Source organism: Microcoleus sp. Aus8_D2 (assembly GCF_036702665.1).
Taxonomy (GTDB): Bacteria; Cyanobacteriota; Cyanobacteriia; order Cyanobacteriales; family Microcoleaceae; genus Microcoleus.
In genome coordinates this window covers 164,560-187,381 of record NZ_JAUBUN010000009.1, presented here as the reverse complement: position 1 = coordinate 187,381, position 22,822 = coordinate 164,560, and the positions used below count along the sequence as shown (strand labels likewise).

Below are 22,822 nucleotides of genomic sequence, written 5' to 3'. Positions count from 1 at the left end.
TAAGGTGCGCCATAAGCACCCTTGATATTTACGGTGTGAGGCTCATGTCTAAATCTTTATTTTTCCAAATCCTGCTGACAGCAACGCCAGCCTTTTTTTGTGGCACTCTACTGAATTTTTCTGCAAGCTATGCTGCGGAAAATTGGGTTTTGCAAACCGAGGAAGCAATTACCCAAACAGCCGAATTACCACAGGAGGAATTGGTAGAATCGCCAGTTGCGATCGTACCAATTCACACACAGATAAACCGTGCGGACAAACCAGAAACAACCGCCGATAGCGAACTCGAACAACTTCCGCAAGCTGAGAATATTGCCATCGCTACCGACAGCGAAAAAATTGCAGAAATTTATCAAAACAGCGAAATAAAGCAGACAGAAACAGCAGCCAAAGCATCCGGCGAATCGAAGGAATTAGCCGAGTCAATTCAAACAGAGCAAAATCCCACAACGATCGCCGAAATCCCACAAACAGACAGCCTGGAAACAAACGACGGTTCAGAAATCGAGCAAGTCACCTCAGTTTCGCAACTGAGCGATGTCAAACCCACAGATTGGGCATTTGGCGCACTGCAATCCTTAGTTGAACGCTACGGCTGCATAGCGGGATATCCCGACGGAACCTATCGCGGAAATCGAGCCATGACACGCTACGAATTCGCCGCCGGCTTGAATGCGTGTCTCGATAAAGTAGCAGAGTTGATAACAGCAGGAACGTCCAACTTAGTCAAAAAAGAAGATTTAGAAAAAGTCCAAAAACTGCAAGAACAATTTGCCGCAGAACTAGCAACAATTCGCGGTAAAGTCGATGTATTAGAAGCTCGCACGGCGGAGCTAGAATCGAATCAATTTTCCACCACAACCAAACTGAATGCTACGGTTTGGTTCAACTTAACATCAGCGTTTCCCACAGGCGATATCACCGCAGAACGCAGCCGCACCGCCCCAAATAGCGCCTTTGCTCCCCCAACTCGCGATGCCAACAACCGACCGACTCGCGTTCAGCGAGAGCAACCAGAAACTACTTTTAGCTACTACGCTTTCTTGACGCTAAATACTTCGTTTACAGGCAAAGATTCGCTGGTAACTCAGTTAGTTTTGGGCAACGGCAATTCGCCTGCAAACGAACTGGTATCCGCGGGTTTTTACAACTCTTGGGGAACGCCGTTTTTAGACCAAACTGGCGTACCAACGGCGAATACTGTGGGAATTCGCGAGATGTCTTACACGTTTCCGGTTGGAGATAAAGTGCAAGTTGCGATCGGACCGCGGTTGAATTATTATCGCTATTTTGACGGCAATCGCTTTACATTTTTTTTGAGGGGAGCCACCAGTTTTAACTCGAACGGCAGTACACTGTTAAATGCAGTCGATCGCGGATCGGGCGCTGCTGTCACTTGGCAAGTTGCCAAACCGCTCAGGTTTACGGCTGCTTATATGGCGGAAAACACCGAATTTTTGAATCCTGCAATATTCAATACTTCTAGCAATCCCAGCGATGGTTTGTTCAACAGTTCCAACACGATGACAGCGCAGTTGGAATACTCCCCCAGCAATTCTTTCAATCTGCGGCTGATTTACGCGCGATCGAGCCTCAAACCTTATAATGGATTCATTGGAGGCGCAGTGGGCGAACCGCTGCCTTACGGCTATGCAGATGACGGTTTTGGGGGAAAAGTTAGAGACTCCGGCGCTGATACTTTTGTTGTCAATTTTGATTGGTTGCTGGGCCAAAATTTTGGTTTATTCGGACGGTATTCCTACGGACAACTTGAGGTAAATCCGGTAAATCGCGATCGCTCTGGCGGAGATATTAAGGTACAATCTTTGCAAGTCGGCATGGGATTTCCCGATTTGGGAAAAAAAGGGGCGCTGGGCGTACTTTCTTTTGTGATTCCCCAGGATTACATATCCGGCCGCAGATTTTTGCTCTCGGGCGGCGGAAATGGCGGGACTCAGTACGAGGTAGAGGGTTCGTACTACTACCCGATTGCGAATAATATTGCGATCGTCCCGGCATTTTATGCTATCTTCAATGCCAACAATTTTGATGGCAATCCCACCGTGTTTGTGGGCAATCTCCGCACTCAGTTCAGCTTTTAAGGTGCGGGTAGGGACACGGCAGTGCCGTGTCTCTACTGGCGATTAAAACCCGATCCCCCCTAGCCCCCCTTAAGAAGGGGGGAACCGGAAGTGGCTCAAAGTCAACCCCTACTCCCCTTCTTAAGGGGGATTTAGGGGGATCTAGACTCAGGGATAAACGAGATTTATTAGGGGTTTTAGTCTTAAGTTGACATCAATCGGCACTGTCGTGTCTCTACATATTATCTGGTGTAGCAGCATCAATGTGATGTATCATTGATAATGACTCAGCCCAAACCTACAGTTATTTTACAGAAAAAATCTTAGAGATGAGGCTGAATCAACAATCTTTAACAATAGTGACTTCACTTTAGTTTTAACTTAAGGATAACTGATTTTGGCTCTTTCATTTCGCGCGATTCGCCGCACTCAATCGCTTCACGAACAAACTTACCAAGCTCTCCGCACTGCTATCCTGTCGGGGGAATTGGCGGCTGGAGAACGCCTGATCGAAACACAACTGGCAGATATGCTCAACGTTAGCCGGACTCCGGTGAGAGAGGCTTTGTGCCAACTGCAACGAGAGAATTTAGTGACCGCAGATCCGCAGAATAATGGATTGCGCGTCGCCACTTTGTCGATCGCAGATGCAGCGGATCTTTATGATTGTCGGATTGCTTTGGAACAGCTATCGACGGCCGGGGCCTGCCAAAATGCTACACCCGCTCAAGTACAACAATTAGAAGCGATTGTGCTGCAAGCAGAAAATACTGCACCGGAGCGATCGGGCGAACTGACCAATTATCAATTGCTTTATGCTGACTACCAATTTCACCGTTTGGTAGCACAAAGTTCTGGCAATCCTTGGTTAGTAACTCTGCTGGATCAAGTGTTTGACAAAATGATTTTAGTACGGCTGCGGACGATGGCATACAATCCCGGAGTCTTGGAAATTCGCAGCGAACACCGCCGCATTTATCAGGCTGTCAGCGAACAGAATGCAGCCGCAGCTCAGGCAGCGATCAAAGACCATTTAATCGCCAGTAAAGCGCGGGTAATTAAAGAAATTGAGGAGATAGAAAAGCAAGATGGTAAACAGTTGACAGTTGACAGTTGACAGTTGACAGTTGAAAATTGACAACTGACAACTGACAGCACTGTTTAAAAAAATGCCACCGTTAAAAGCCCGGATGCGAGACCCTTATGTAACCGCTGACAGTTGACAATTGATAGCACTGCTATGTAACTGTCAACTGTCAAGTACCCATTGTCATCCTAGGATTTGAGATTTGAGATTGAAGAATTGGGAATTGGGAATTGGAAATTGGCAAACTGTCAACTATCAACTGTCAACTGTCAACTGTCAACTGTCAACTATCAACTATCAACTGTCAACTGTTATATATGCCAGCAAATTATCCCCGAGAATTAGTCGGTTACGGGCAAAATCCCCCCGATCCTAAATGGCCAGATCGATCGCGCCTAGCACTGCAATTCGTGATCAACTACGAAGAAGGTGGAGAAACCTGCATTTTGCACGGCGACGGATCTTCGGAAACATTTCTGTCAGAAATTGTCGGCGCCGAACCCTTATCTGGACTGCGCCACATGAATATGGAATCCTGTTATGAATACGGCAGTCGGGCGGGTTTGTGGCGCCTGCACAGGATGTTTACTTCTCGGGGAATACCGGTCACTGTTTACGGCGTGGCGATGGCATTAGAAAGGCATCCCGAAGCAGTTGCGGCGATGTTGGAGGCCGATTGGGAAATTGCCAGCCACGGCTACCGCTGGATTGATTATAAGTATTTTGGGGAAGAAGCGGAACGGGAGCATTTGCAAAGGGCGATCGCCATTCACACGCAAATTACCGGCAGCCGTCCCCTCGGCTGGTATACCGGACGCACGAGCCCCCACACCCGCAAGCTAGTAGTTGAGGAAGGGGGTTTTCTCTACGATGCCGACAGCTATGCGGATGACTTGCCTTACTGGGTGTACGAGTGCGACAGACCCCACCTGGTAATTCCCTATACCCTGGACAATAACGATATGCGGTTTGCTACGAGTCAGGGGTTTAATTCTGGCGATCAGTTTTTTGCTTACCTGCGCGATGCTTTTGACCTACTCTACGCTGAGGGCGAGACTGCACCGAAGATGATGAGTGTAGGGCTGCACTGCCGCTTGGCGGGGAGGCCGGGGCGGGCGGCGGCTTTGGCGCGTTTTTTGGATTACGTGCAGCAACATGAGAGGGTGTGGATATGCCGCCGCATTGATATTGCCCGACACTGGCATGAATATCACAAACCGATCGTTTCTCGGGAGGACTGAAGTCCTTACTACGAACCTTTTCGGACTGAAGTCCTTACTACGAACCTTTTCGGACTGAAGTCCTTACTACGAACCTTTTCGGACTAAGGTCCTTACTACGAACCTTTTCGGACTAAGGTCCTTACTACGAACCTTTTCGGACTGAAGTCCTTACTACGAACCTTTTCGGACTGAAGTTCTTACTACGAACCTTTTCGGACTGAAGTTCTTACTGCGAATTTGCTTTGTAAGCGGCCCACCCACCGCGATCGGAAATATCTTCCCATTGGTATGTCTCTACTAACTCGCGGGGGTAAAGAAAAGCGGTTAAGACTTCCCCATCATCCAAAATCACATCGGATGGATACATATGTGGAGGTTCCCCGGCTGCAAGCTGTTCAAAGTCTTCTTGAGTTAGTTCGTACACTTCTCCGGGAATTGATACGCCTTTGGTAGCCACTTCGTAAATTGCAGGATGCCAACCATTTTCTGCGGAGTGCAAGCGGTAAATCGGACGTGTTTTGGCTTCTCTGATGAACTTGGCATCTCCCAGGTTGCTGTTGTCCGGCTGGCCCCGAAGGGCTGAACCGCAAATAAATACTCGTTTTCTTGCAATTGCTGTTTGACTCATATCACCCGATCGATAAAAATTGTGTTATTTTCTACAGTTAAATCTCTGCGATCGACTTTATTCTACGTGCTGTGTTTTGTCCAGAGCAGTTTAAGTGCCACAGCCGATCGCCTTTTGTACGCAATACTACATTCTTGTACAGATTTAACTGATATTGCATACAGTATACAACATTTAGTTAAATGATTAATCATACAAGAGCGATCGCATCATTAAATTTCCCAGAATAGGAGAATGTAACATGACAGTTAGGCTAGCACTTTCAGTCAACGGTTCGCGCCTCAACAGCAGCATTGCCCAACTCGCAGAAATCGGCAAACTGCCGGGAGGAGGCGTCAGTCGGGTAGCTTTTACCAAAGAAGATTTGCTGGCGCGCAAACTTGTTGAGTCTTGGATGCGAGAAGCAGGGATGACGGTTCGGATTGACGCGGCCGGTAATACCATTGGCAGATATGCCGGATTGCGCGAAGGTGCCGCACTAGCAACCGGTTCTCACATTGATACCGTTCCCACGGCGGGCCATTTCGACGGAGTTTTGGGAGTTTTGGCAGGAATTGAAGTCGTGCGGGTGTTGCGCGAAAACGGCCTGCGCTTGGAACACGCCATTGAGACAATTGTATTTACCGACGAAGAAAGCACCGTTATCGGCTGCAAAGCGATGGCGGGAAATACAGCCAGCAATCCCGAATATTACCGCCGCAGCGATGGCACTTCCATCCAAACTTGTTTAGCACAAATTGGTGGAGATTGGTCAAAAATTGCCGAGGCCAAACGCGATCCCAAAGAAATAGCTGCTTTTGTGGAATTGCACGTCGAACAAGGAGGCGTTTTGGAAAGTACGGGCGACTGCATAGGAGTAGTCAAAGGAATTGTCGGACAGTACCGCCTGGGAGTGACGGTAACGGGCCGCCCCAATCATGCCGGATCGACGCCGATGCACGCGAGGAAGGACGCGCTGGTAGCGGCTTCGCAAATGGTACTAGCAGTCAACAAACTGGCAGTAGAAACACCGGGAGAACAAGTCGCAACGGTAGGTTACTTAACTGTTTGGCCGAATGCTACGAATACTGTGCCGGGAAAAGTCGAGTTTAAAATTGACTTGCGGGATTTGTCCCACACTAATTTGGAACAGTTGTTAGCTAAAATGAAATTGGAGTTTGGGGCGATCGCCTCTGCCACCCAAACCGAAATCGAAATCACTCAATTGCTGCACGTAGAGCCGACACTAGCAGCACCAAAGATTCAGAATGCAATTGTAGAAGTTTGTCAAGACTTAGGCTTTAGTTACAGGCATTTAATCAGCAGGGCGGGACACGACGCCCAAGAAATCGGACGCTTTACCGATATGGGGATGATTTTCGTGGCTTCTCGGGGTGGCATCAGCCATGCAGAAGATGAGTATACTTCGCCCGAACAGTGTACCCAGGGGGCGAATGCGCTGCTGCAAACCTTCTTAAAGCTCGATAAACTGTATGCAGAGGGCGATCGATTCATGGAGTTGTAGGGCATCATTAAAACGTGATAATAAGTGACTGCTAAGCATCTAAAAAATACGCCAATATTATCCGTTTCGAGATTTCAAGAAGGGTTGGCGATTGCCTCAAAGGAGATCGCCTTTGAGCAGCCGATGCCCTAATAGTCAAGCGGGGTGCGATCCTGCAACGAGTGCTTCGCTAACGTAGTTGTTTCCGCACTACATATATTGTGTCTGCGTAAATCCTGTTAGTTAAAAATTTTCCTGAGAAATTACCGAAAGAATAGTAATCTAGACAACAGTCCTGGCTAAATAATTTTTTGTGATGAAATTAAATCGGTCTGGTATTTCTAAATGGCTGACAATCCTATTTACTGGTATTTTAATCACTTTCGCCTTGCCTTTGCTGGCGAGGGAAATTCAACTGCCCGGGAGTCGCTGGGTAGAAGTACGGCAACTGAAGGGAACCGTAACGTATCAAGGAAGACCAGCAAAAGTGGGCGATCGCCTGACAACAGCCGGCCAGCAAATCTCCACAGGCAAAGAATCTAGCGCGGTTTTAGCGGTAGACAGTGGCATCGCCACGATTAGTGTAGCAGAATTAAGCACCGTCCAAGTTAAAGGTCTGTCCGTTGCTGTCAATGGAGGTAGAGTTACCCTGCTGTCAGTCCCCGCAGGATTAGCAAGAGTTTCAGCCCGACGCTTGACTAACCCCAATTCGCGCCTAGAAATTAACAGCCCAGCGGGAGTTGTGGGCGTCAGGGGGACTGAGTTCGCCGTGGGTGTAGGTCCAGAGGGAAAAGCAGCAACTGCCTTATTTGAGGGGAAGGTTGACGCTAGCGCTCAAGGGCAAACTGTGAAGATAGAAAAGGGCTATGCTTCCGTCACTTTTCCCGGCAACCCTCCCGCTCCACCCCAGGCATTCAAAGAAAATATGAACTATGAATTGATCAGTTTATCAGTCATCAGTCAAAACAAAGTTCGATGCATTTGTAAAGTCGATCCGCTGAATTTAGTGTATTTAAATGACCAACCGTTAAAGATGGATCGAACAGGTAAAATCGATGAGGTAGTGCCGAAGCCAGCTAACTCTGACTACTGGCTAGTGGTTCGCAGTCCACGGGGAAATGAGGTATCTTATGAACTCGGTGCAAGTTTAATTAAGAAATAGCTAATGACTCAATTAATAATCCCTCGTTTGCGAAGTTTTTTTGTCCGCAGCCAATCCTTACTGCCGGGGGTTGTGGCTGCTATTATTTCCTTGGGTGCATTGCATTTGGATGCCTGGAAACCGCTGGAACAACTGAGTTCTAACAGCCTGTTTCAACTTCGCGAAAGTGGAATTTTACCCAAACCTATTTGGGATAAACGAGTGGCGGTAATTGCAATAGACGAAGCAAGTTTAAGGAAGTTGGGGAGATTTCCGTTTTCGCGCGATCGCTACACTCAATTATTACAAGCCCTTTCCCCTGCTAAACCCGCAGTCGTTGGTTTCGACATTATTTTTGCCGAACCCAGTCCTAAAGATGACCAATTTGCAGACGCTATGAGTGCAAAAGGTAATGTAGTGTTAGCCCAGGCTGCGGATGACCAAAAAAAACTGCTACCAATTGTACCAACTTTAGAAGCCGTAGCTGCCGAGCGAGGCCATATTTTGCATAACTCAGACACAGATGGGATCGGTCGTCAAGCCATCCTGTGGGTGGGAGATATTCCCTCATTGGGAATTGCCATGCTGCGCGTTTACAACGCCGACAAGCAACCGCAATCTGGAGGGCTAGAAAAGTTTTTATCACCGCCTAATAACGGTAGTCTAGAATTTCAGAGTGCTGGGATAAATTGGCCTGGAAAAGTACAAAATTTACCGACTTATTCGTTTTCTGATGTTCTGGAAGCTAAAATTACCAAAGATGCTTTTAAAGACAAATTGGTATTAGTAGGTACGACAGCAACAGGTTTAGATCCTTTCCGGACTCCTCTCGATCGAATTCCACCAACCAGCGGGATTTACATTCATGCCGCAGTTATTGATAACTTGCTAAATAACCGACTGCTGCAAGTTTTACCTAGCTGGACAAGTTGGCTGATATTACTTTTAATTGGGCCAATTACTAGCGGGATATTATCGAAAATTGGGCCCAGGGGACGAATTGCGATCGCTATCCTTTTCCCTCTAATCTGGTATGCAGTTTCTTTCTTGTTATTTACGTTTAATTCTCTACTAATGCCCATCGCTGCACCGATTGGTACGATCGTCTTAGCTGGAATTGGACTGCAACTGCGAGAACAACAAGAGAAACAACAATTAATGAGCCTGTTTGAAAAATACATGGCAAAAGAAACTGCTGAACTAATTTGGGAGCGAAAGGACGAAATATTTAAAAATGGCGAAATGCAACCGCAAGAAATGGTCGCCACCGTTTTATTTATGGATATTCGAGGGTTTACTAGCATTTCAGAGCAACTATCTCCCGGTGAATTGATGCCTTGGCTGAATCAATATTTAAATGCCATGAGTGAGTGTATTATGGATCGCGGAGGCGTTATCGATAAATATATTGGAGATGCAATAATGGCAATATTTGGCATTCCATTTCCTCATACCCAACCTGAAGAAATTAAACAGGATGCTCAAAATTGTATCGCCGCTTGCTTGGATATGTCTGAACGATTGAAACAATTAAATCAACAATTTGAAATGGAAGGAAAGCCAAAAATTGAATTTGGAGTTGGCATTCATACAGGGTCGATTATTGCTGGAACTGTCGGCGGCGGGAAGCGATTAAATTTTTCTGTTTTAGGAGATACTGTGAATATTGCCGCCAGATTGGAAGCCATGAATAAAGATATTAAAGAAGGCAATCCTTATCGGGTATTAATAACTGGGGAAACATGGGAATGGGTGAGCGATCGCTACGAAGCAAAGCCAGTTAAAAGTATTCAATTAAGAGGCAGAAAACAAGAAACAACTATTTGCGCGATCGTTGGCAAAAAATGAAACAGAAGTTTGCGGGGAATTAAACTTGAGTTACAGGCATTTAATCAGCCGGGCCGGACACGACGCCCAAGAAATCGGACGCTTTACCGATATGGGGATGATTTTCGTGGCTTCTCGGGGCGGTATCAGCCATGCAGAAGATGAGTATATAGCCTTTCTCAGAAAGATGAGGTACTTGACGGGCATAGGCCAAACCGGGCATAGGGCATAGGCCAAACCGGGCATAGGGCATCTTGCCCGCTCGCGAAGTCGAAGGGTGGGCATAGGGCATAGGCCAAACCGGGCATAGGCCAAACCGGGCATAGGACATACCTCACTTTTTTGAGAACCGCTATACTTCGCCCGAACAGTGTATTCAGGGAGCGAATGCGCTGCTGCAAACCTTTTTAAAGCTCGATCGACTGTATCTAGAGGGCGATCGATAATCGACTTTCAAAACGATGTAGAGAGTAGAATGCCTCAGCAGTCACGCACCGCAATCTTATATCATGTCCGGTCGATTGACCGCAATAAGTAAGGTTCGTAGTGCGTCCTGGCGTCCGCAGCCTGAGAGCGGACGCCAGGACGCACTACGAACTGTCATTGTTATGGTAATCGACCGGACATGATATTACTTATATAAGAGCGGGGTTTTTGCTCCCGTATTTAGTATTATATCATTAAATAACTCGTCTGTTTCAGAAGAGAATAAACTTAACTGAGTCGGACGATCGGCTTAATTTTTAATTTTCCTAAAACCCGGATTTTCATAGTCTTTAATATCTTGATGTATCTTGCTTGCTAGTACCCGGGCTAACTTAACAGGTACTGCATTGCCGACCATTTTGTAACCGTCAGCAATATACTTGTACTTAAAAATAAAGTCATCCGGGAAAGTCTGAACTCTCGCACACTCTCGCACAGAAAGCCGACGGTAAGGCTGAGGCGAATTCGGGTCAAAAATGCGCTTGTCTTTGCCAACCAAAATCATTTTACTAGCTTGAGGGTGCAGAGGCGCGTGTCTGCCGCTAGCCTGAATTGTAAAAGAAGGTTCCGACCAACTTCTAACTCGATTCCGCGACATATAAATGCTCGAAAATCCCAAATCCGCACATTCATGATTCGCGACATAATTGTGATAATTATCTACTTTACCCTTAACGGGAATTGGGGGGATATCCTGCAAATCATAAATTGCATCTTTCAAAGTCAAAACCTCATTTCCTGGTTCGGTAAACTCAAAACCAAAACCCTGATTCTCCCGATAGCCAATAACAATTACTCTTTGCCTATCTTGCGGCACACCAAAATTTTTAGCATTCACCAAGTGGAACGAAACCCGATATCCAATTTCCTCAAACTGCGATAATATATAAGTGAAAGCATCCTGATTTCTAGGCGCTAAAATACCGCTAACATTCTCAGCCAAGAAAAACAAAGGTTGCTTGTCTCGCACAATTCTGATATACTCCCAAAAAAGCTGACCCCGACTGTCATCAATTCCCCGTTTTGCACCCGCCGCACTCCAACTTTGACAAGGAGGCCCGCCAATAATCCCCACACATTCAGGAATTTCATCAGAATTAATTTTTCTGATATCTCTGCGATCTAAAATAGTTTCAGGATGATTGAAATTATATGTATCCCAAATAGACTTATCATATTCATTCGCCCAAACCGGATTAAACCCAGCCAAGCGAAAACCCAAATCCAATCCACCACAACCCGAAAACAGAGAAATAATATTCATACTTGTCAACATCTATCTCTTTTCTTCCTTCGCGCTCTTTGCGTCTTCGCGGTTCGTAAAAAAAACCAATTCACAAACAAATATAACATTAATCATCCTCAATGAATGCAGAATCAATCCTCCAATCTTACCAACACTTCGGCGTCCACCTCGGCCTAGAAAGAATTCACCAACTTCTCGAAAAACTAGACAACCCCCACCAACAAGTACCCATTATCCACGTTGCCGGCACCAACGGCAAAGGTTCCGTTTGCGCTTACCTCTCATCCGTACTCACAGCAGCAGGCTATCGAGTCGGGCGCTACACATCCCCGCACTTAATCGATTGGACAGAAAGAATTTGTATCAACCAAAAACCAATTTCTGCAACAGCATTGCAACAGTGTCTCGAACAAGTTGTCAGCGCTGCTGAAGGTAATACAGAAACTCCGACTCAATTTGAAATCATCACCGCCGCAGCTTGGCTGTATTTCGCCCAAGAAAAAGCAGATATTGCAGTGATAGAAACCGGATTGGGCGGAAGATTAGATGCGACTAATGTTTGCGAAACTCCCCTTGTCAGCGTCATTACTTCTATCAGTCTCGAACACTGGCAAATCCTCGGCCCCACCGTCGCTGATATTGCTGGGGAAAAAGCCGGAATTCTCAAATCAAAGTGTCCGGCAGTTATCGGAGAATTGCCGGATTCTGCTAGAATAGTAGTAGAAAAACGGATTCAAGAATTAGATTGTCCGGCAATTTGGGTAAAACCAGCGGTGGATTTAGGACAAGGCTTTGCAGAATATCATCCCAATCCAGAAATCAGCGTTCATCTGCGTTCATCTGCGGTTAAAATAAGATATCAATTGCCATTGCTGGGACAAGTTCAATTAATGAATTCAGCGATCGCACTTGCCACTATCCACACCCTCCAAAACCTAGGATGGCAAATCTCCCCAACCGCGATCGCCAGCGGTATCGCCCAAACCCAATGGCCGGGAAGACTTCAGCGCACAACTTGGAACAACCGCCATATCCTGATTGACGGCGCGCACAACCCCGCTGCTGCGATCGCCCTGCGCGAATATGTGGACAATCTTACCACTTCCCCGTCACCGATTAACTGGGTAATCGGGATTCTGGCGACGAAAGACTGCGATGATATTTTACAAGCTTTACTCAAAAAGGGCGATCGGCTTTACCTAGTACCCGTACCCGATCAAAACTCAGCATCCCCCGCAGAATTAGCAGCCATTGCTGAAAATATCTGCCCTGAATTAGCTATTTGTCAAGCCTTCCCAGACTTAACAACAGGTTTAGATGCTGCTGTTGCAGGCGAAAACCTCACCATCCTCTGCGGTTCACTTTATCTAGTCGGCTATTTTCTGCAACAACAACAATCCCAATCTTAAACGCATTATAATTGTGTTTCTTCCTCTGTAAAAATCGGAGGCCACAATTCAGAAACGGGCAATTCCCAACCGGGAAAAAGCTCTGGTACTGTTAAAATATCGCCATTTCCTAAAAGAGTCGGTTCGCCAGTCGAGCGATAAATTGTCACTGTCTCTTCATCAGGATCGATCGCAATTCCGACAACCGCACCCAGCTCGATAAACTGCAAAACCTTGGTTTCGATAGGCTTAATGCGATCGATCTGAGACTTAATCTCAACCACCAAATCCGGGACAAGTTCACCAAAATAGCGCGGACTTTGGCGCAAGCGGGCGGCGCGCACAAACGAAACATCCGGCGCTTTGACGTTGCTATTTGGCATAATGAAACCGCCTGCGGAGTCAAACACTCTCCCCAAGCGACGGGGATTTACCCAAGCAAAAAGAAAGGCGATGAGACGGCTCGTGATTTCACTGGATACGATATCTGATGGGCCCATAACTGAAATTATCCCGTCTTCTAGTTCAATTTTGTAATCTAAACCCGCTTCCGAAAAAAGGGTTTGAACTTGGTTTAAATCTTTGACTGTCATCGCTGTCATAAAACTTGCTCCTCTTCTAGGCTGACCTTCGATCTTAACACGAGTCAAATTAGATTGAATTTGATTGCGTGTAAGTGCGATCGATCTGCTAATAATATAGTACAATAGAATTGTCGCGTTTTAAAAAGTAAATGACCACAGCATCCAACAACGAACCAACCTTGGTAGATGTAATTGAAAAACTGGATAAGCTATCAACAAATGTGGGCAAGCTATCTACAGATGTGGACAAGCTATCTACAGATGTGGAGCATCTATCTACAGAATTTGATAAGCTATCGAAGGATTCCGAGAAATTTAACGATCGCTTTTCAAATTACCAGCAAGCAACTCAGTGGGTGGTACAGCTTGCTTTCACTCTAATTGCTAGTGCGACTATTACGGTAATTATTACGTCAGTTCTCCGCAAGTGATAAATTTAAGGAGAGGTAGAAACCGGGTTTTTTTACGACAATCTTTCGCCGCAACTTTCAGATTATGGGAAAAACCCGGTTTCTGTGGCCTGGATGCGCGCAGGATCGTTCAAAGGGCGATCGCACTTTTCGCTTCAATAAGGGCGATTCCCTACGAGATAGATGCACTTCACGCCCTTTGGATAGCTTAGAGAAGCAGAAAGGGCGATCGCGCTTTCAAATCACGGTGCCACTAACTGCGGCTGACTCTGCAAAGCCTGCTGCTGTTGCGCCAGCGATTGTAATTGTTGCTGCTGCTGTGAAATCTGCTGTTGCAGTGCAGTGATTTCTGGCTGCAAAGCAGCAGTCAACTCTTGAGCTTTTTGTGCAGCTATATCTCGATATTGAGCCGCAGCATTAGCAGCCGCTTGAGCATCATTGCGATTAGCTACTGCTTGCGGATTGTAAATCCAGCCTGGGATAGGAACATCTCGGCAGCTACGCCAGAATAAAAAGCGCGTGCATTGGCGATCGTATCGCACAATTCCCCAAATATAAATCTGGCTATTCCAGTAACTTGCAGCATTTTGTGCTTCCTGTCTTTGCTGTTCGAGTTGCGTAACAAAAGCATTAGCTTGATTGATTTGATCTTGGTAGTTTTGCAAGGCTGACTGAGAGTCCAGAATCTGCGATTGCTGGGAAGCAATTAGATTCTGAAAATCAGTCAGCCCTAGGGAAAATTTGACTGGTACTGACTGGGAATTCCTCCCGGCAAGAAAGTCGAAACAGTATTTCGAGCATCCAATGATATTAAACCTAAAGCATTGAATATGGGCAAAATACCATTAGGATCTGTGCCATCGAAAAACGGATAATACTCAACAGGAACGTCATTTCTCACGCTAGGCCAAAGATTTGATTGTTGCTGCGGTGTAAGAGTAGCCCAAGTAATGGCAAGCTTCACAACATTATCTGGAGCTTGACCATTAAAAAGTGGCGCGCCATAAGTGCTAGTAATTCCATTTTTCAGAGCAGTCTTGAGCGGAGTAGGCAACCCACCCCAAATTACTTTTAAATCCTTAATATTCTGTGGAGTAGTATCTTCAACAGGTGGCTGTGCTGGTGGCTGTTTCTTCTTCTTAAACCATGCAACCAAACCTGCGATCGCACCTCCCACCAGAGCAAGGCCTCCTAAAACTATTCCAACTTTCCCCAAAATAGGCAAAGCCAAGAATTTTTTGCTAATCCAGCTAAATACCTTCTTAACCTTGGAGAAGATACCGCTAACTTTGGAGAAGAAACCCTTAACCTTACGGATGAAACCAGATACCTTTTTAACAAAACCTACTACCTTGCTAACAAATCCGCTCACCTTTTGAAATATTCTCCTCACTCGTCGGAATAATCGCCGGAAAAAACCACGACGACGAGCCTCTTGTTCTCCAGCACCTTCCCCATTCCAAACATCAGAATCAGAAGACAAAATACTATCTCCCAAATCAATTACTGAAGGCGGAGATTTCGCCATTGCTACAGCATCAGCCAGATTCAACAAACCCGCTCCCGTTTGAATATCCCACCCAGGAGTACCCAAATCCACCGCAGTCGCTTTCAGAATAGCTTTTACCTGTGCAAAGCTCAAATTCGGATTAGCCGCCCAAACCTGCGAAGCCGCACCTGTCACCTTAGCCGCCGCGATCGAAGTACCGACAATTTCGGGAATTGATTCCGCTGAATTGCTGTCAGAATCCTTAATATCTCCTAAGCTTTTTCCGAGTTTTTTCGTTGCTTCTAAGACCAGATTTTCCTCAGCTTCAGTCAGTTTGCTATCATCAGTTGGTGCTTCGTTAAATTTAATGGCTTTTTCCAAAGCTTGCCGCTCTTCGGGAGTTAAATCCTTCAGCAAATCCTCATTTGAATTAGCATTAGAACTTGCTTGGCCGTCAGGGGTACTACCAAAAGCAACTAAATCTATCCCTGCACCGTAGCTGGAATAATCAGCCAGATTTCCATTCCAATCCGCCGCACCTACAGTAATGATATTTGCAAATTCCTGCGAAGCTTTACCCAAAGCAGATAAACCTTCCACACCTTGATTTCCGGCTGCTGCTACAATCAGAACCTTGTTATCGCGAGCGTATTCAATAGCCGATCGCTCTTCGGCTGTAAATTTAGTCCGAGTAACAACTACCCCGTCCTTAATTTCCGTCAAATCGAAGCTGAGATTGACAATAGCATGGGGCTGCTTCGATGTTTTGAAAGCATCCACAAATTCCCGTAAAGATTGCGCCCATTTACCAGAACCAACAGCACGTCCCAACCACAGCGGTGCATCATCATTGACACCATTTATGCCAATATCATTGTTCTGTTTGGCCCCGATAACTTCTAATACTTTAGTGCCGTGTTCCGCCTTAGAATCACTGGCAGGAAGTAAGGGATTATCGTCACCATCATTGTAATCGCGACCTGTGATAATTCTGGTATAATCAATATCGGGATTGTTTTCAGCAAAACCCGTGTCAATGATACCGACTAAAGGCTGATCTTTGAAAGCAAATTGATAGGCGGTGGCAATGCCATCAATATCTGCATACGGATCGGTTTGCAAGTCATCAAGTTCTTTTTGCAACTCTGCGATCGCAGCATCCATTTCTTCAGCAGCTTGTTTCTCATCTTCAGGTTTCGGCTCAACTAAGGCACTATCGGGACTGGCAGCAATCTTGTCAGATTCAGCCTTAAATTGCTCTAGAAGTCGATCGAGATCGGGAGCTAAGTTATTGAGTTGAGTGACAACATCTTGAACGGTAGGTTCTGGCAGCAAAGGTTTGGGTTCCGTTGCTTTTGCTAAAGGTACTGCCGCTGCCATATTCAGCAATCCTGCACCTGTTTTAGCATCCCAATTTGGCAAAGCAATATCAGTTGCAGTGCGTTTGATAATATCGATAACTTGCTGATAATTTAGTTGGGGATTTGCCGCCCAAACTTGAGAAATTGCACCCGTAACTTGGGCTGCTGCAACAGAAGTTCCTGCCATCAATCCTGTAGTTTCTCCGACAGTCGATCGCACGGGATTGTTCAGCGTTCCTCCTTCTGTTAAAATATCTAAACCTTTGCCTGTGCCGGAATAATTTGTGACTTGACCGCCCGATGATGCACCGACGCTGATGATATTATCAAACTGAAGAGATGCTTTACCTAGAGCAGATATTTCTTGGGGATTGTTGCCCACAGGAACCACAACAACTATTTGATTTTTTCGAGCATATTCTAGGGCTTTAGTCTCCGATTCTGTGAGTTCGTAGCGAGGAACTATTTTGCCACTATCATCAACCTTAGTTAGTTCAAAACTGATGTTGACAACTGCGTTGGGTTGACCAGATATTTTGGCAGCATCAGCAAATTCAATTAAGGATTCTGCCCAACTGTTATTTCCACTAGCCCGACCCAACCAAATCGGTGCTTCGTTGTTAATGCCGTCGATGCCTGTGCTATTATCTTGAGTGGCGGCAATTAAGCCTAAAACGTGAGTTCCTTGTTCGCTACCTTCACCGGATTGAATTAAGGGATTATCGTCATTAGCAATGCGGTCTTTTCCGAGAGTTATGCGGCTGTAGTCTATGTCGAGATTCTTGGCATTAAATCCTGTACTAATAATACCAACTAAAGGTTGAGATGCTTTTGGAGAATGGAAGGAGTTAGCTGTTGCGATCGGATTAGAACCGATATTTTGTGCAGAAATTGTGGGTTCTGTATTGGTTTTTTCTTGACTATTTGTGGCTGTTGTGCTGGTTGCATTTGGTGGAACTCGTTGAGTAACAGGAGCAACTTCTTGAATAGAAATTGGTGGCTGGATGTTAGTAGAAATTGCTGGTTCAGCTAATTCTGGAATGGCAGTTACTGGTTTGCTATCGATCGCAATTGACTGATTGACAGTAGAAACTTCTTGAGGATAAATATTTGGCTTGGTTTCGTGGACTATTGGCTGAAAATCTTTGCCAAATTCTTGAGTAGGAATGGCTAGCTTTTCATCAATCGGAGGATTGAGAGTGACAGCAGCTTCCGGTTGATTTGTCGGGTTTTTGATCTCAACTGTTGAAATGTTGTTAGATTCAGGTTGAGGTGCGATTGCTTGAGATTCGGTGACAACTGATTTTGTTACAGTTGTATCTGAAGCCGGTGCATCTTTTGTGGGAGTAGAAATAGAGATTGCGATCGCCTCTTTTTCTTCTTTTATTTTCAACGGATCGACGACTGTTGGAGATGAAGTCACCGCATCGGTTTTGACAGACTCATTCGGAGTGGAAGTCAGTACGATCGCCAGTTTCTCACCTTCAGCCTTCACCTCAGAGACGACAGCCTTATCTGAAGCCGGAATATCTTTGGTAGAAGTAGTAACTGGATTGGCGATCGCCTGTTTCTCATCTTCCGTCTTCACCTCAGACACGACAGCCTTGTCTGAAGCCGGGATATCCAGGGTAGGAGTAGCAACCGAATTGGCGATCGCCAGTTTCTCACCTTCACTCTTCACCTCAGAAACGACAGCCTTGTCTGAAGCCGGAATATCTTTGGTAGAAGTAGCAACTGGATTGGCGATCGCCAGTTTCTCACCTTCACTCTTCACCTCAGACACGACAGCCAATTCTGAAACCGGGATATCAAGGGTAGAAGTAGTAACTGGATTGGCGATCGCCAGTTTCTCACCTTCACTCTTCACCTCAGACACGACAGCCAATTCTGAAACCGGGATATCAAGGGTAGAAGTAGTAACTGGATTGGCGATCGCCTGTTTCTCCTCTTGAGTCTTCACCTCAGACACCACAGCCTTGTCTGAAACCGGGATATCAAGGGTAGGAGTAGCAACCGAATTGGCGATCGCCGGTTTGTCATCTTCAGTCTTCACCGCTGGCGTTACAGTTGTATCTGAAGCCGGAATATCCAGGGTAGGAGTAGCAACCGAATTGGCGATCGCCTGTTTCTCACCTTCAGCCTTCACCTCAGACACGACAGCCTTGTCTGAAACCGGAATATCAAGGGTAGGAGTAGCAACCGAATTGGCGATCGGCTGTTTCTCACCTTCCGTCTTCACCTCAGACACGACAGCCTTGTCTGAAACCGGAATATCCAGGGTAGGAGTAACAACCGGATTGGCGATCGCGGGTTTCTCATCTTCAGTCTTCACCGCTGGCGTTACAGCTTTCTCTGAAGTAACAACCTCCGTTTTCGAGAGAGACTCAGTATTAGTTGGAGAAGTTACCTTCTCTTTTGAAACACTTGCATTATCAGGAATGGGAACATCTAAAACCGAACCAGAATCAGTATTCTTGGCAGGTTTTTTCTCCTCTTGGACAGCCTCTACCTTCGGTTCAACATACGGTTTAGCATAAGCAATCAAAGCCTTACCAATATCAGCTTTGCGCCAATCTTTCTCAGGATTAATCACTGAATCCAAATTCACCGCAGTACCCGTCGCACCCCGCACCTGAAAGATCACATCATTGTAATCGCGATCGCTCCCTAAATCAACCCGCATATCCTCCATTGCAAAAGTCTTGCCGCTACCCGTCACATCAGCAATTTGCCCGACATGAAATCCCTCAGCAGGATTCGCTGTCGTCATCGAAAATAAAGGACGTTTATCCCCTCCCACAACAGGATTATTCAGAACCTCTTGCACAGTTCCATTCGGCACCAACATAACGCCAAATTCATCCCCCGGAGTCATCGCAAATGTCTTGACTCCCAAATAAGTTGCTTCGTTATAATTCCCTTCAGGTAAATTACCTGTAAATCTTGCACCTTCGCTCAAATCATTGATGACTAAATGACCTTTTACAGAATTACTAACTGCTCTTGAAGCCACTTCTTTGATAAACTCTGTTGAACCAGGTACAAACTTCTGAATTCCCTTGAGACTGAAGATAGCTAATTGACCCTTATACAGTCCGCCGTCAAACAAGAAATCGATGCCGACTTTACCAGTAGAGTCAACAAGAAATTTCCCAGATGTAAAAGAATTATCCGCGACTGGCTCGGGTTTAGGAGCAGCTTGATTGAGTTCCTTTGCTGTCTCAATTGTGGAAACTTGAGTATCTTTCGTAACTTGCTTATCCTTATCTCCAGTCGTAGCTGTAGAACTTGGCTTGCTAATATCTTTGGTTGCATCAGCGATAGCCGTCACAGGTTTTTCACCTGTTAATTTTTCAGGATTAGTCGGTGCTGCAATTGTAGTTTCTTTCGGTGATATTGAAATTTCCACAGCTTCGGTGCTGGCTGTAGAAGTTGGCTTGTTACTATCTTTGGTTGCATCAGCGATAGCCGTCACAGGTTTTTCACCTGTTAATTTGTCAGGATTAGTCGGTGCTGCAATTGTGGTTTCTTTCGGCGATATTGAAATTTCCACAGCTTCGGTGCTGGCTGTAGAACTTGGCTTGTTACTATCTTTTGCTGCATCAGCGATAGCCGTCACAGGTTTTTCACCTGTTAATTTGTCAGAATTAGTCGGTGCTGCAATTGTGGTTTCTTTCGGTGATTTTGAAATTTCCACAGCTTCGATGCTGGCTGTAGAAGTTGGCTTGCTAATATCTTTGGTTGCATCATCGACAGCCGTCACAGGTTTTTCACCTGTTAATTTTTCAGGATTAGTCGGTGCTGCAATTGTGGTTTCTTTGGATTCGGGAATTGATTTGTTTTTGGCAATATCCGTTTCATAATTATTTTCTTTTTCGGCTAAAGCTGCTGATTCTTGAGTCGGTGGTGTTTCTTTAGCATTCTGATTGTTTGTCAAGGAGTCCGTTGCTGTCAAAGTGTCACTTTTAATTGCAATTGACTGTGCATCTTTGCTGCTTCCAGTCAGGGTATCTTTGGCAGACTGGGAACCTGATAATGTGTCGGTTCCAGTATTGCTGCTGATTGAGCGATTTAAACTACTTTTCAGAGGATCGGTAACAATTAACGAATCATCTGATTTTTTACTATTTGACTCGGAAAGAGCAGGATTTGATTGCTGCAAATCAGTCGTAGCCGATACTTTTTCAGGCTCAATTGCTGGCTGATATTTGCTGTCAACTATCAAAGAACTTTGGCCGATGGTTTGTTTGTTGCTGCTAATTAAAGGGTTGAGGATGGAATCGTTGGCTAGACTTCCCGGTAAAGTGTCGGCGATTGTAACACCTTTCAGCAGAACGTTACTTTGACCTTCATTTATGGTGACCATTGAGATTACACTCCTAATCTTGGATTGAATGAAAAGTGATACAATGAAATTAGCGATCGCCCAAACGTTGAATAGGCTTCTCTACTCTAATTACGGAAGCAGCCCCAAGTTTTGACGCAAATCCTAAAACTTTTTTTCAGATCAAGGTGCGATCGCCCCCTCAACCCTAATTACGGAAGCAGCCCCAAGTTTTTACGCAAATCCCAAAACTTTTTTTCCGATATAATTCAATACGGTTCAGTTAAGACAGATCCCCCCTAACCCCCCTTCCCAAGGGGGGAACAATGCTCTTAAAGTCCCCCTTAAGAAGGGGGATTTAGGGGGATCTCCGAGTATCAGGAGTCTTAAGTGAACGGTATTGCGATCTAATTAGCTACGCGCAAATAAACCTGACGATGTAACAGAATGTAAAGCTATGGTAGAAACAATCCAAGCCAAAAATATCAAGCTGCGCGACTTAATAGAAAAGTTTGGATTGCAGCGCACTGACGATGCTCAATTTTTCCGAGAGTGGCAAGATAATTTACCCGAACTCACGGATTTGGAAAGGCAAGCTTTAGATGAAGTTAAGGGCGACTACATCCATTTATCCGAGTATGAAATTCTGGAACCAGTGGTTAAGTTAGTGGTGCTTTCTCCGTTGTTGAGACTAGCAGGATTTTATCGCGCGCCCTTTTACTTAACTGGCGAAAAAGAGGTGAGAATTGAATCCGATGATGAGGGAACTATTGTCACGGGACGCCTCGATTTATTGGTTTTTACGCCTGAGTTTTGGGTGCTGGTAATTGAAGCCAAAAAGTCGCAATATTCGCTAGAAGCTGGAATTCCCCAAGCGTTGGCATATATGCTGGGTAGTCCTAATCCTAACAAACCTACTTTGGGATTTGTTACGAATGGTATTGATTTTATATTCCTGAAACTGACGAAACAAGGAACGCCGAAGTATTCTACATCGTATTCTTTCACGCTTAGGAGCGAAGATGGCTTGTATACGGTGCTGAAGGTGTTAAAGCGTTTTGCTCAATTGTTCAGGGAGTAGGTTTTGGATTCTGCGAAGAGGATGGAAGGACAATCGAATTATGAAAAAAAATCTATTGCTTTGGAGAATAAGTAGCTTTGAGATAGAATTTGGTCGAAAGGCTACGCTCTTAACTTGTCGAAGGTTACTTACTAAGTTATAATTATGAAAATAGATACTTTTTGGGTGTAGCAAAAATCACTTTTATATCATGTCAGCCAAAGATACCTTTCACAACACGGTGCGTTCTGCTTTGGAAAAAGATGGATGGACAATTACTCACGATCCTCTGTCTTTTAAATTAACTCAGCAAGTGAAAATTAATATAGATTTGGGAGCCGAAAAATTACTGTCAGCCCAAAAAGGCACTAAAAAAATAGCAGTGGAAATAAAAAGTTTTGTTGGGCTATCGGCGCTGTCAGAGTTCCATACGGCTGTTGGTCAGTTTCTTAATTATCGTGTAGCATTGGAAGAACAGGAATCAGAACGAGTGCTGTATTTAGCTGTGCCTAAAGATATTTATCAAGATTTTTTTACGGATTCGTTTGTGCAAACTGTGTTGGAACGATATCAAATAAAGGTGTTAGTTTTTCATGTTCAAAAAGAGGAGATAACCTTATGGAAAGATTAGATTATCGCGAGTTAGTTCAGAAGCTCATACATCAACACGCGCTCGATCATTCTGAAAAAGACTTGGAACAAGTTGAAGTAGTTTTTGATGAGGGACGCGATCGCTATTTATTGTTGTATGTGGGATGGAATGAGGAAGAAAGAATTCACGGATGTCCGATTCATATCGATATCAAAGATGGGAAAATTTGGATTCAGCGGGATTTTACGGAAGAAGGATTGGCTCATCAGTTGGTGGAACTAGGTGTACCGAAAACGGATATTGTTTTGGGATTTCGAGCGCCTTATGTGCGGCAGTTTACTGAATTTGCAGTGGCTTGAATTCTGGTTTGGGGTGCGATCGCAGATTTTTCAGAGAAGGCGATCGCACTTTG

17 protein-coding genes are annotated in these 22,822 nt (G+C 45.3%); 12 read left to right on the top strand and 5 right to left on the bottom strand.

All coding sequences use genetic code 11. The features are described 5' to 3' along the window. Positions 1-44: 44 nt before the first annotated feature. The 3 genes from QUB64_RS10120 (at position 45) to puuE (ending at position 4,409) form a co-directional block, all read left to right on the top strand. Positions 45-2,102, top strand: a complete 2,058-nt coding sequence (locus QUB64_RS10120) for an iron uptake porin (protein WP_333267838.1) — start codon at positions 45-47, stop codon at positions 2,100-2,102. 376 nt (positions 2,103-2,478) lie between these two features. Further along, entirely contained in the window at positions 2,479-3,198 is a 720-nt protein-coding gene (locus QUB64_RS10115; protein WP_333267840.1) for a GntR family transcriptional regulator, read from the top strand. Between the two features lie 287 nt (positions 3,199-3,485). Then, a complete protein-coding gene (puuE, locus tag QUB64_RS10110) occupies positions 3,486-4,409 on the top strand; it encodes an allantoinase PuuE (RefSeq protein ID WP_333267842.1) in 924 nt (307 codons plus the stop codon). A 208-nt stretch (positions 4,410-4,617) separates the two neighbouring features. On the opposite strand, the gene QUB64_RS10105 is transcribed toward puuE, so the two are convergent. After that, complete coding sequence (locus tag QUB64_RS10105; RefSeq protein WP_333267844.1) at positions 4,618-5,019, bottom strand: allophanate hydrolase-related protein; 402 nt, start codon at positions 5,017-5,019, stop codon at positions 4,618-4,620. Positions 5,020-5,260: 241 nt separating this feature from the next. Between QUB64_RS10105 and QUB64_RS10100 the strand changes: the two genes are divergently transcribed. The 4 genes from QUB64_RS10100 to QUB64_RS10085 all read left to right on the top strand — a co-directional run bounded on the left by QUB64_RS10100 (position 5,261) and on the right by QUB64_RS10085 (position 9,702). Beyond that, positions 5,261-6,523: a Zn-dependent hydrolase gene (locus QUB64_RS10100; protein ID WP_333267847.1), complete on the top strand. Its 1,263-nt coding sequence runs from the start codon at positions 5,261-5,263 to the stop codon at positions 6,521-6,523. A gap of 295 nt (positions 6,524-6,818) precedes the next feature. After that, positions 6,819-7,664: a FecR family protein gene (locus QUB64_RS10095; protein WP_333267849.1), complete on the top strand. Its 846-nt coding sequence runs from the start codon at positions 6,819-6,821 to the stop codon at positions 7,662-7,664. A 3-nt stretch (positions 7,665-7,667) separates the two neighbouring features. Next, positions 7,668-9,491 (top strand): CHASE2 domain-containing protein, encoded by a 1,824-nt coding sequence (locus QUB64_RS10090; protein WP_333267851.1) that lies wholly within the window; start codon positions 7,668-7,670, stop codon positions 9,489-9,491. Further along, on the top strand, positions 9,478-9,702 hold the full coding sequence (locus QUB64_RS10085) for a hypothetical protein (RefSeq protein ID WP_333267853.1): 225 nt from the start codon (positions 9,478-9,480) through the stop codon (positions 9,700-9,702). Before QUB64_RS10090 ends, QUB64_RS10085 begins: the two co-directional genes overlap by 14 nt. 504 nt (positions 9,703-10,206) lie before the next feature. On the opposite strand, the gene QUB64_RS10080 is transcribed toward QUB64_RS10085, so the two are convergent. Continuing rightward, complete coding sequence (locus QUB64_RS10080; RefSeq protein WP_333267855.1) at positions 10,207-11,220, bottom strand: DNA cytosine methyltransferase; 1,014 nt, start codon at positions 11,218-11,220, stop codon at positions 10,207-10,209. A 101-nt stretch (positions 11,221-11,321) separates the two neighbouring features. Here QUB64_RS10080 and QUB64_RS10075 point away from each other — a divergent pair, with 101 nt between their 5' ends. Further along, on the top strand, positions 11,322-12,611 hold the full coding sequence (locus QUB64_RS10075; RefSeq protein WP_333267857.1) for a bifunctional folylpolyglutamate synthase/dihydrofolate synthase: 1,290 nt from the start codon (positions 11,322-11,324) through the stop codon (positions 12,609-12,611). A gap of 5 nt (positions 12,612-12,616) precedes the next feature. Here QUB64_RS10075 and QUB64_RS10070 read toward each other — a convergent pair whose 3' ends face one another. Continuing rightward, entirely contained in the window at positions 12,617-13,192 is a 576-nt protein-coding gene (locus tag QUB64_RS10070) for a Uma2 family endonuclease (protein ID WP_333267858.1), read from the bottom strand. A gap of 131 nt (positions 13,193-13,323) precedes the next feature. Here QUB64_RS10070 and QUB64_RS10065 point away from each other — a divergent pair, with 131 nt between their 5' ends. Further along, positions 13,324-13,605, top strand: coding sequence for an LPP leucine zipper domain-containing protein (locus QUB64_RS10065; protein ID WP_333267860.1), 282 nt, complete (start codon positions 13,324-13,326; stop codon positions 13,603-13,605). A 221-nt stretch (positions 13,606-13,826) separates the two neighbouring features. On the opposite strand, the gene QUB64_RS10060 is transcribed toward QUB64_RS10065, so the two are convergent. Both QUB64_RS10060 and QUB64_RS10055 read right to left on the bottom strand, forming a co-directional pair. Continuing rightward, positions 13,827-14,249: a hypothetical protein gene (locus QUB64_RS10060; protein ID WP_333267862.1), complete on the bottom strand. Its 423-nt coding sequence runs from the start codon at positions 14,247-14,249 to the stop codon at positions 13,827-13,829. 65 nt (positions 14,250-14,314) lie between these two features. Next, positions 14,315-20,800 (bottom strand): S8 family serine peptidase, encoded by a 6,486-nt coding sequence (locus QUB64_RS10055; RefSeq protein ID WP_333267865.1) that lies wholly within the window; start codon positions 20,798-20,800, stop codon positions 14,315-14,317. Positions 20,801-21,215: 415 nt separating this feature from the next. On the opposite strand from QUB64_RS10055, the gene QUB64_RS10050 reads away from it, so the two are divergent. The 3 genes from QUB64_RS10050 to QUB64_RS10040 all read left to right on the top strand — a co-directional run bounded on the left by QUB64_RS10050 (position 21,216) and on the right by QUB64_RS10040 (position 22,769). Then, entirely contained in the window at positions 21,216-21,839 is a 624-nt protein-coding gene (locus QUB64_RS10050) for a type I restriction enzyme HsdR N-terminal domain-containing protein (RefSeq protein WP_333267867.1), read from the top strand. A gap of 190 nt (positions 21,840-22,029) precedes the next feature. Next, positions 22,030-22,449 (top strand): XisH family protein, encoded by a 420-nt coding sequence (locus QUB64_RS10045; RefSeq protein ID WP_333267869.1) that lies wholly within the window; start codon positions 22,030-22,032, stop codon positions 22,447-22,449. Then, a complete protein-coding gene (locus tag QUB64_RS10040; RefSeq protein WP_333267871.1) occupies positions 22,437-22,769 on the top strand; it encodes a XisI protein in 333 nt (110 codons plus the stop codon). Before QUB64_RS10045 ends, QUB64_RS10040 begins: the two co-directional genes overlap by 13 nt. Positions 22,770-22,822 lie beyond the last annotated feature (53 nt).

What these genes read in the sequence shown, in the direction of transcription:
- QUB64_RS10120 (WP_333267838.1), top strand. Translation starts at nt 45, where the DNA reads ATGTCTAAATCTTTATTTTTCCAAATCCTGCTGACAGCAACGCCAGCC.
- puuE (WP_333267842.1), top strand. Translation starts at nt 3,486, where the DNA reads ATGCCAGCAAATTATCCCCGAGAATTAGTCGGTTACGGGCAAAATCCC.
- QUB64_RS10105 (WP_333267844.1), bottom strand. Translation starts at nt 5,019, where the DNA reads ATGAGTCAAACAGCAATTGCAAGAAAACGAGTATTTATTTGCGGTTCA.
- QUB64_RS10100 (WP_333267847.1), top strand. Translation starts at nt 5,261, where the DNA reads ATGACAGTTAGGCTAGCACTTTCAGTCAACGGTTCGCGCCTCAACAGC.
- QUB64_RS10095 (WP_333267849.1), top strand. Translation starts at nt 6,819, where the DNA reads ATGAAATTAAATCGGTCTGGTATTTCTAAATGGCTGACAATCCTATTT.
- QUB64_RS10090 (WP_333267851.1), top strand. Translation starts at nt 7,668, where the DNA reads ATGACTCAATTAATAATCCCTCGTTTGCGAAGTTTTTTTGTCCGCAGC.
- QUB64_RS10080 (WP_333267855.1), bottom strand. Translation starts at nt 11,220, where the DNA reads ATGAATATTATTTCTCTGTTTTCGGGTTGTGGTGGATTGGATTTGGGT.
- QUB64_RS10075 (WP_333267857.1), top strand. Translation starts at nt 11,322, where the DNA reads ATGAATGCAGAATCAATCCTCCAATCTTACCAACACTTCGGCGTCCAC.
- QUB64_RS10070 (WP_333267858.1), bottom strand. Translation starts at nt 13,192, where the DNA reads ATGACAGCGATGACAGTCAAAGATTTAAACCAAGTTCAAACCCTTTTT.
- QUB64_RS10065 (WP_333267860.1), top strand. Translation starts at nt 13,324, where the DNA reads ATGACCACAGCATCCAACAACGAACCAACCTTGGTAGATGTAATTGAA.
- QUB64_RS10055 (WP_333267865.1), bottom strand. Translation starts at nt 20,800, where the DNA reads ATGGTCACCATAAATGAAGGTCAAAGTAACGTTCTGCTGAAAGGTGTT.
- QUB64_RS10050 (WP_333267867.1), top strand. Translation starts at nt 21,216, where the DNA reads ATGGTAGAAACAATCCAAGCCAAAAATATCAAGCTGCGCGACTTAATA.
- QUB64_RS10045 (WP_333267869.1), top strand. Translation starts at nt 22,030, where the DNA reads ATGTCAGCCAAAGATACCTTTCACAACACGGTGCGTTCTGCTTTGGAA.
- QUB64_RS10040 (WP_333267871.1), top strand. Translation starts at nt 22,437, where the DNA reads ATGGAAAGATTAGATTATCGCGAGTTAGTTCAGAAGCTCATACATCAA.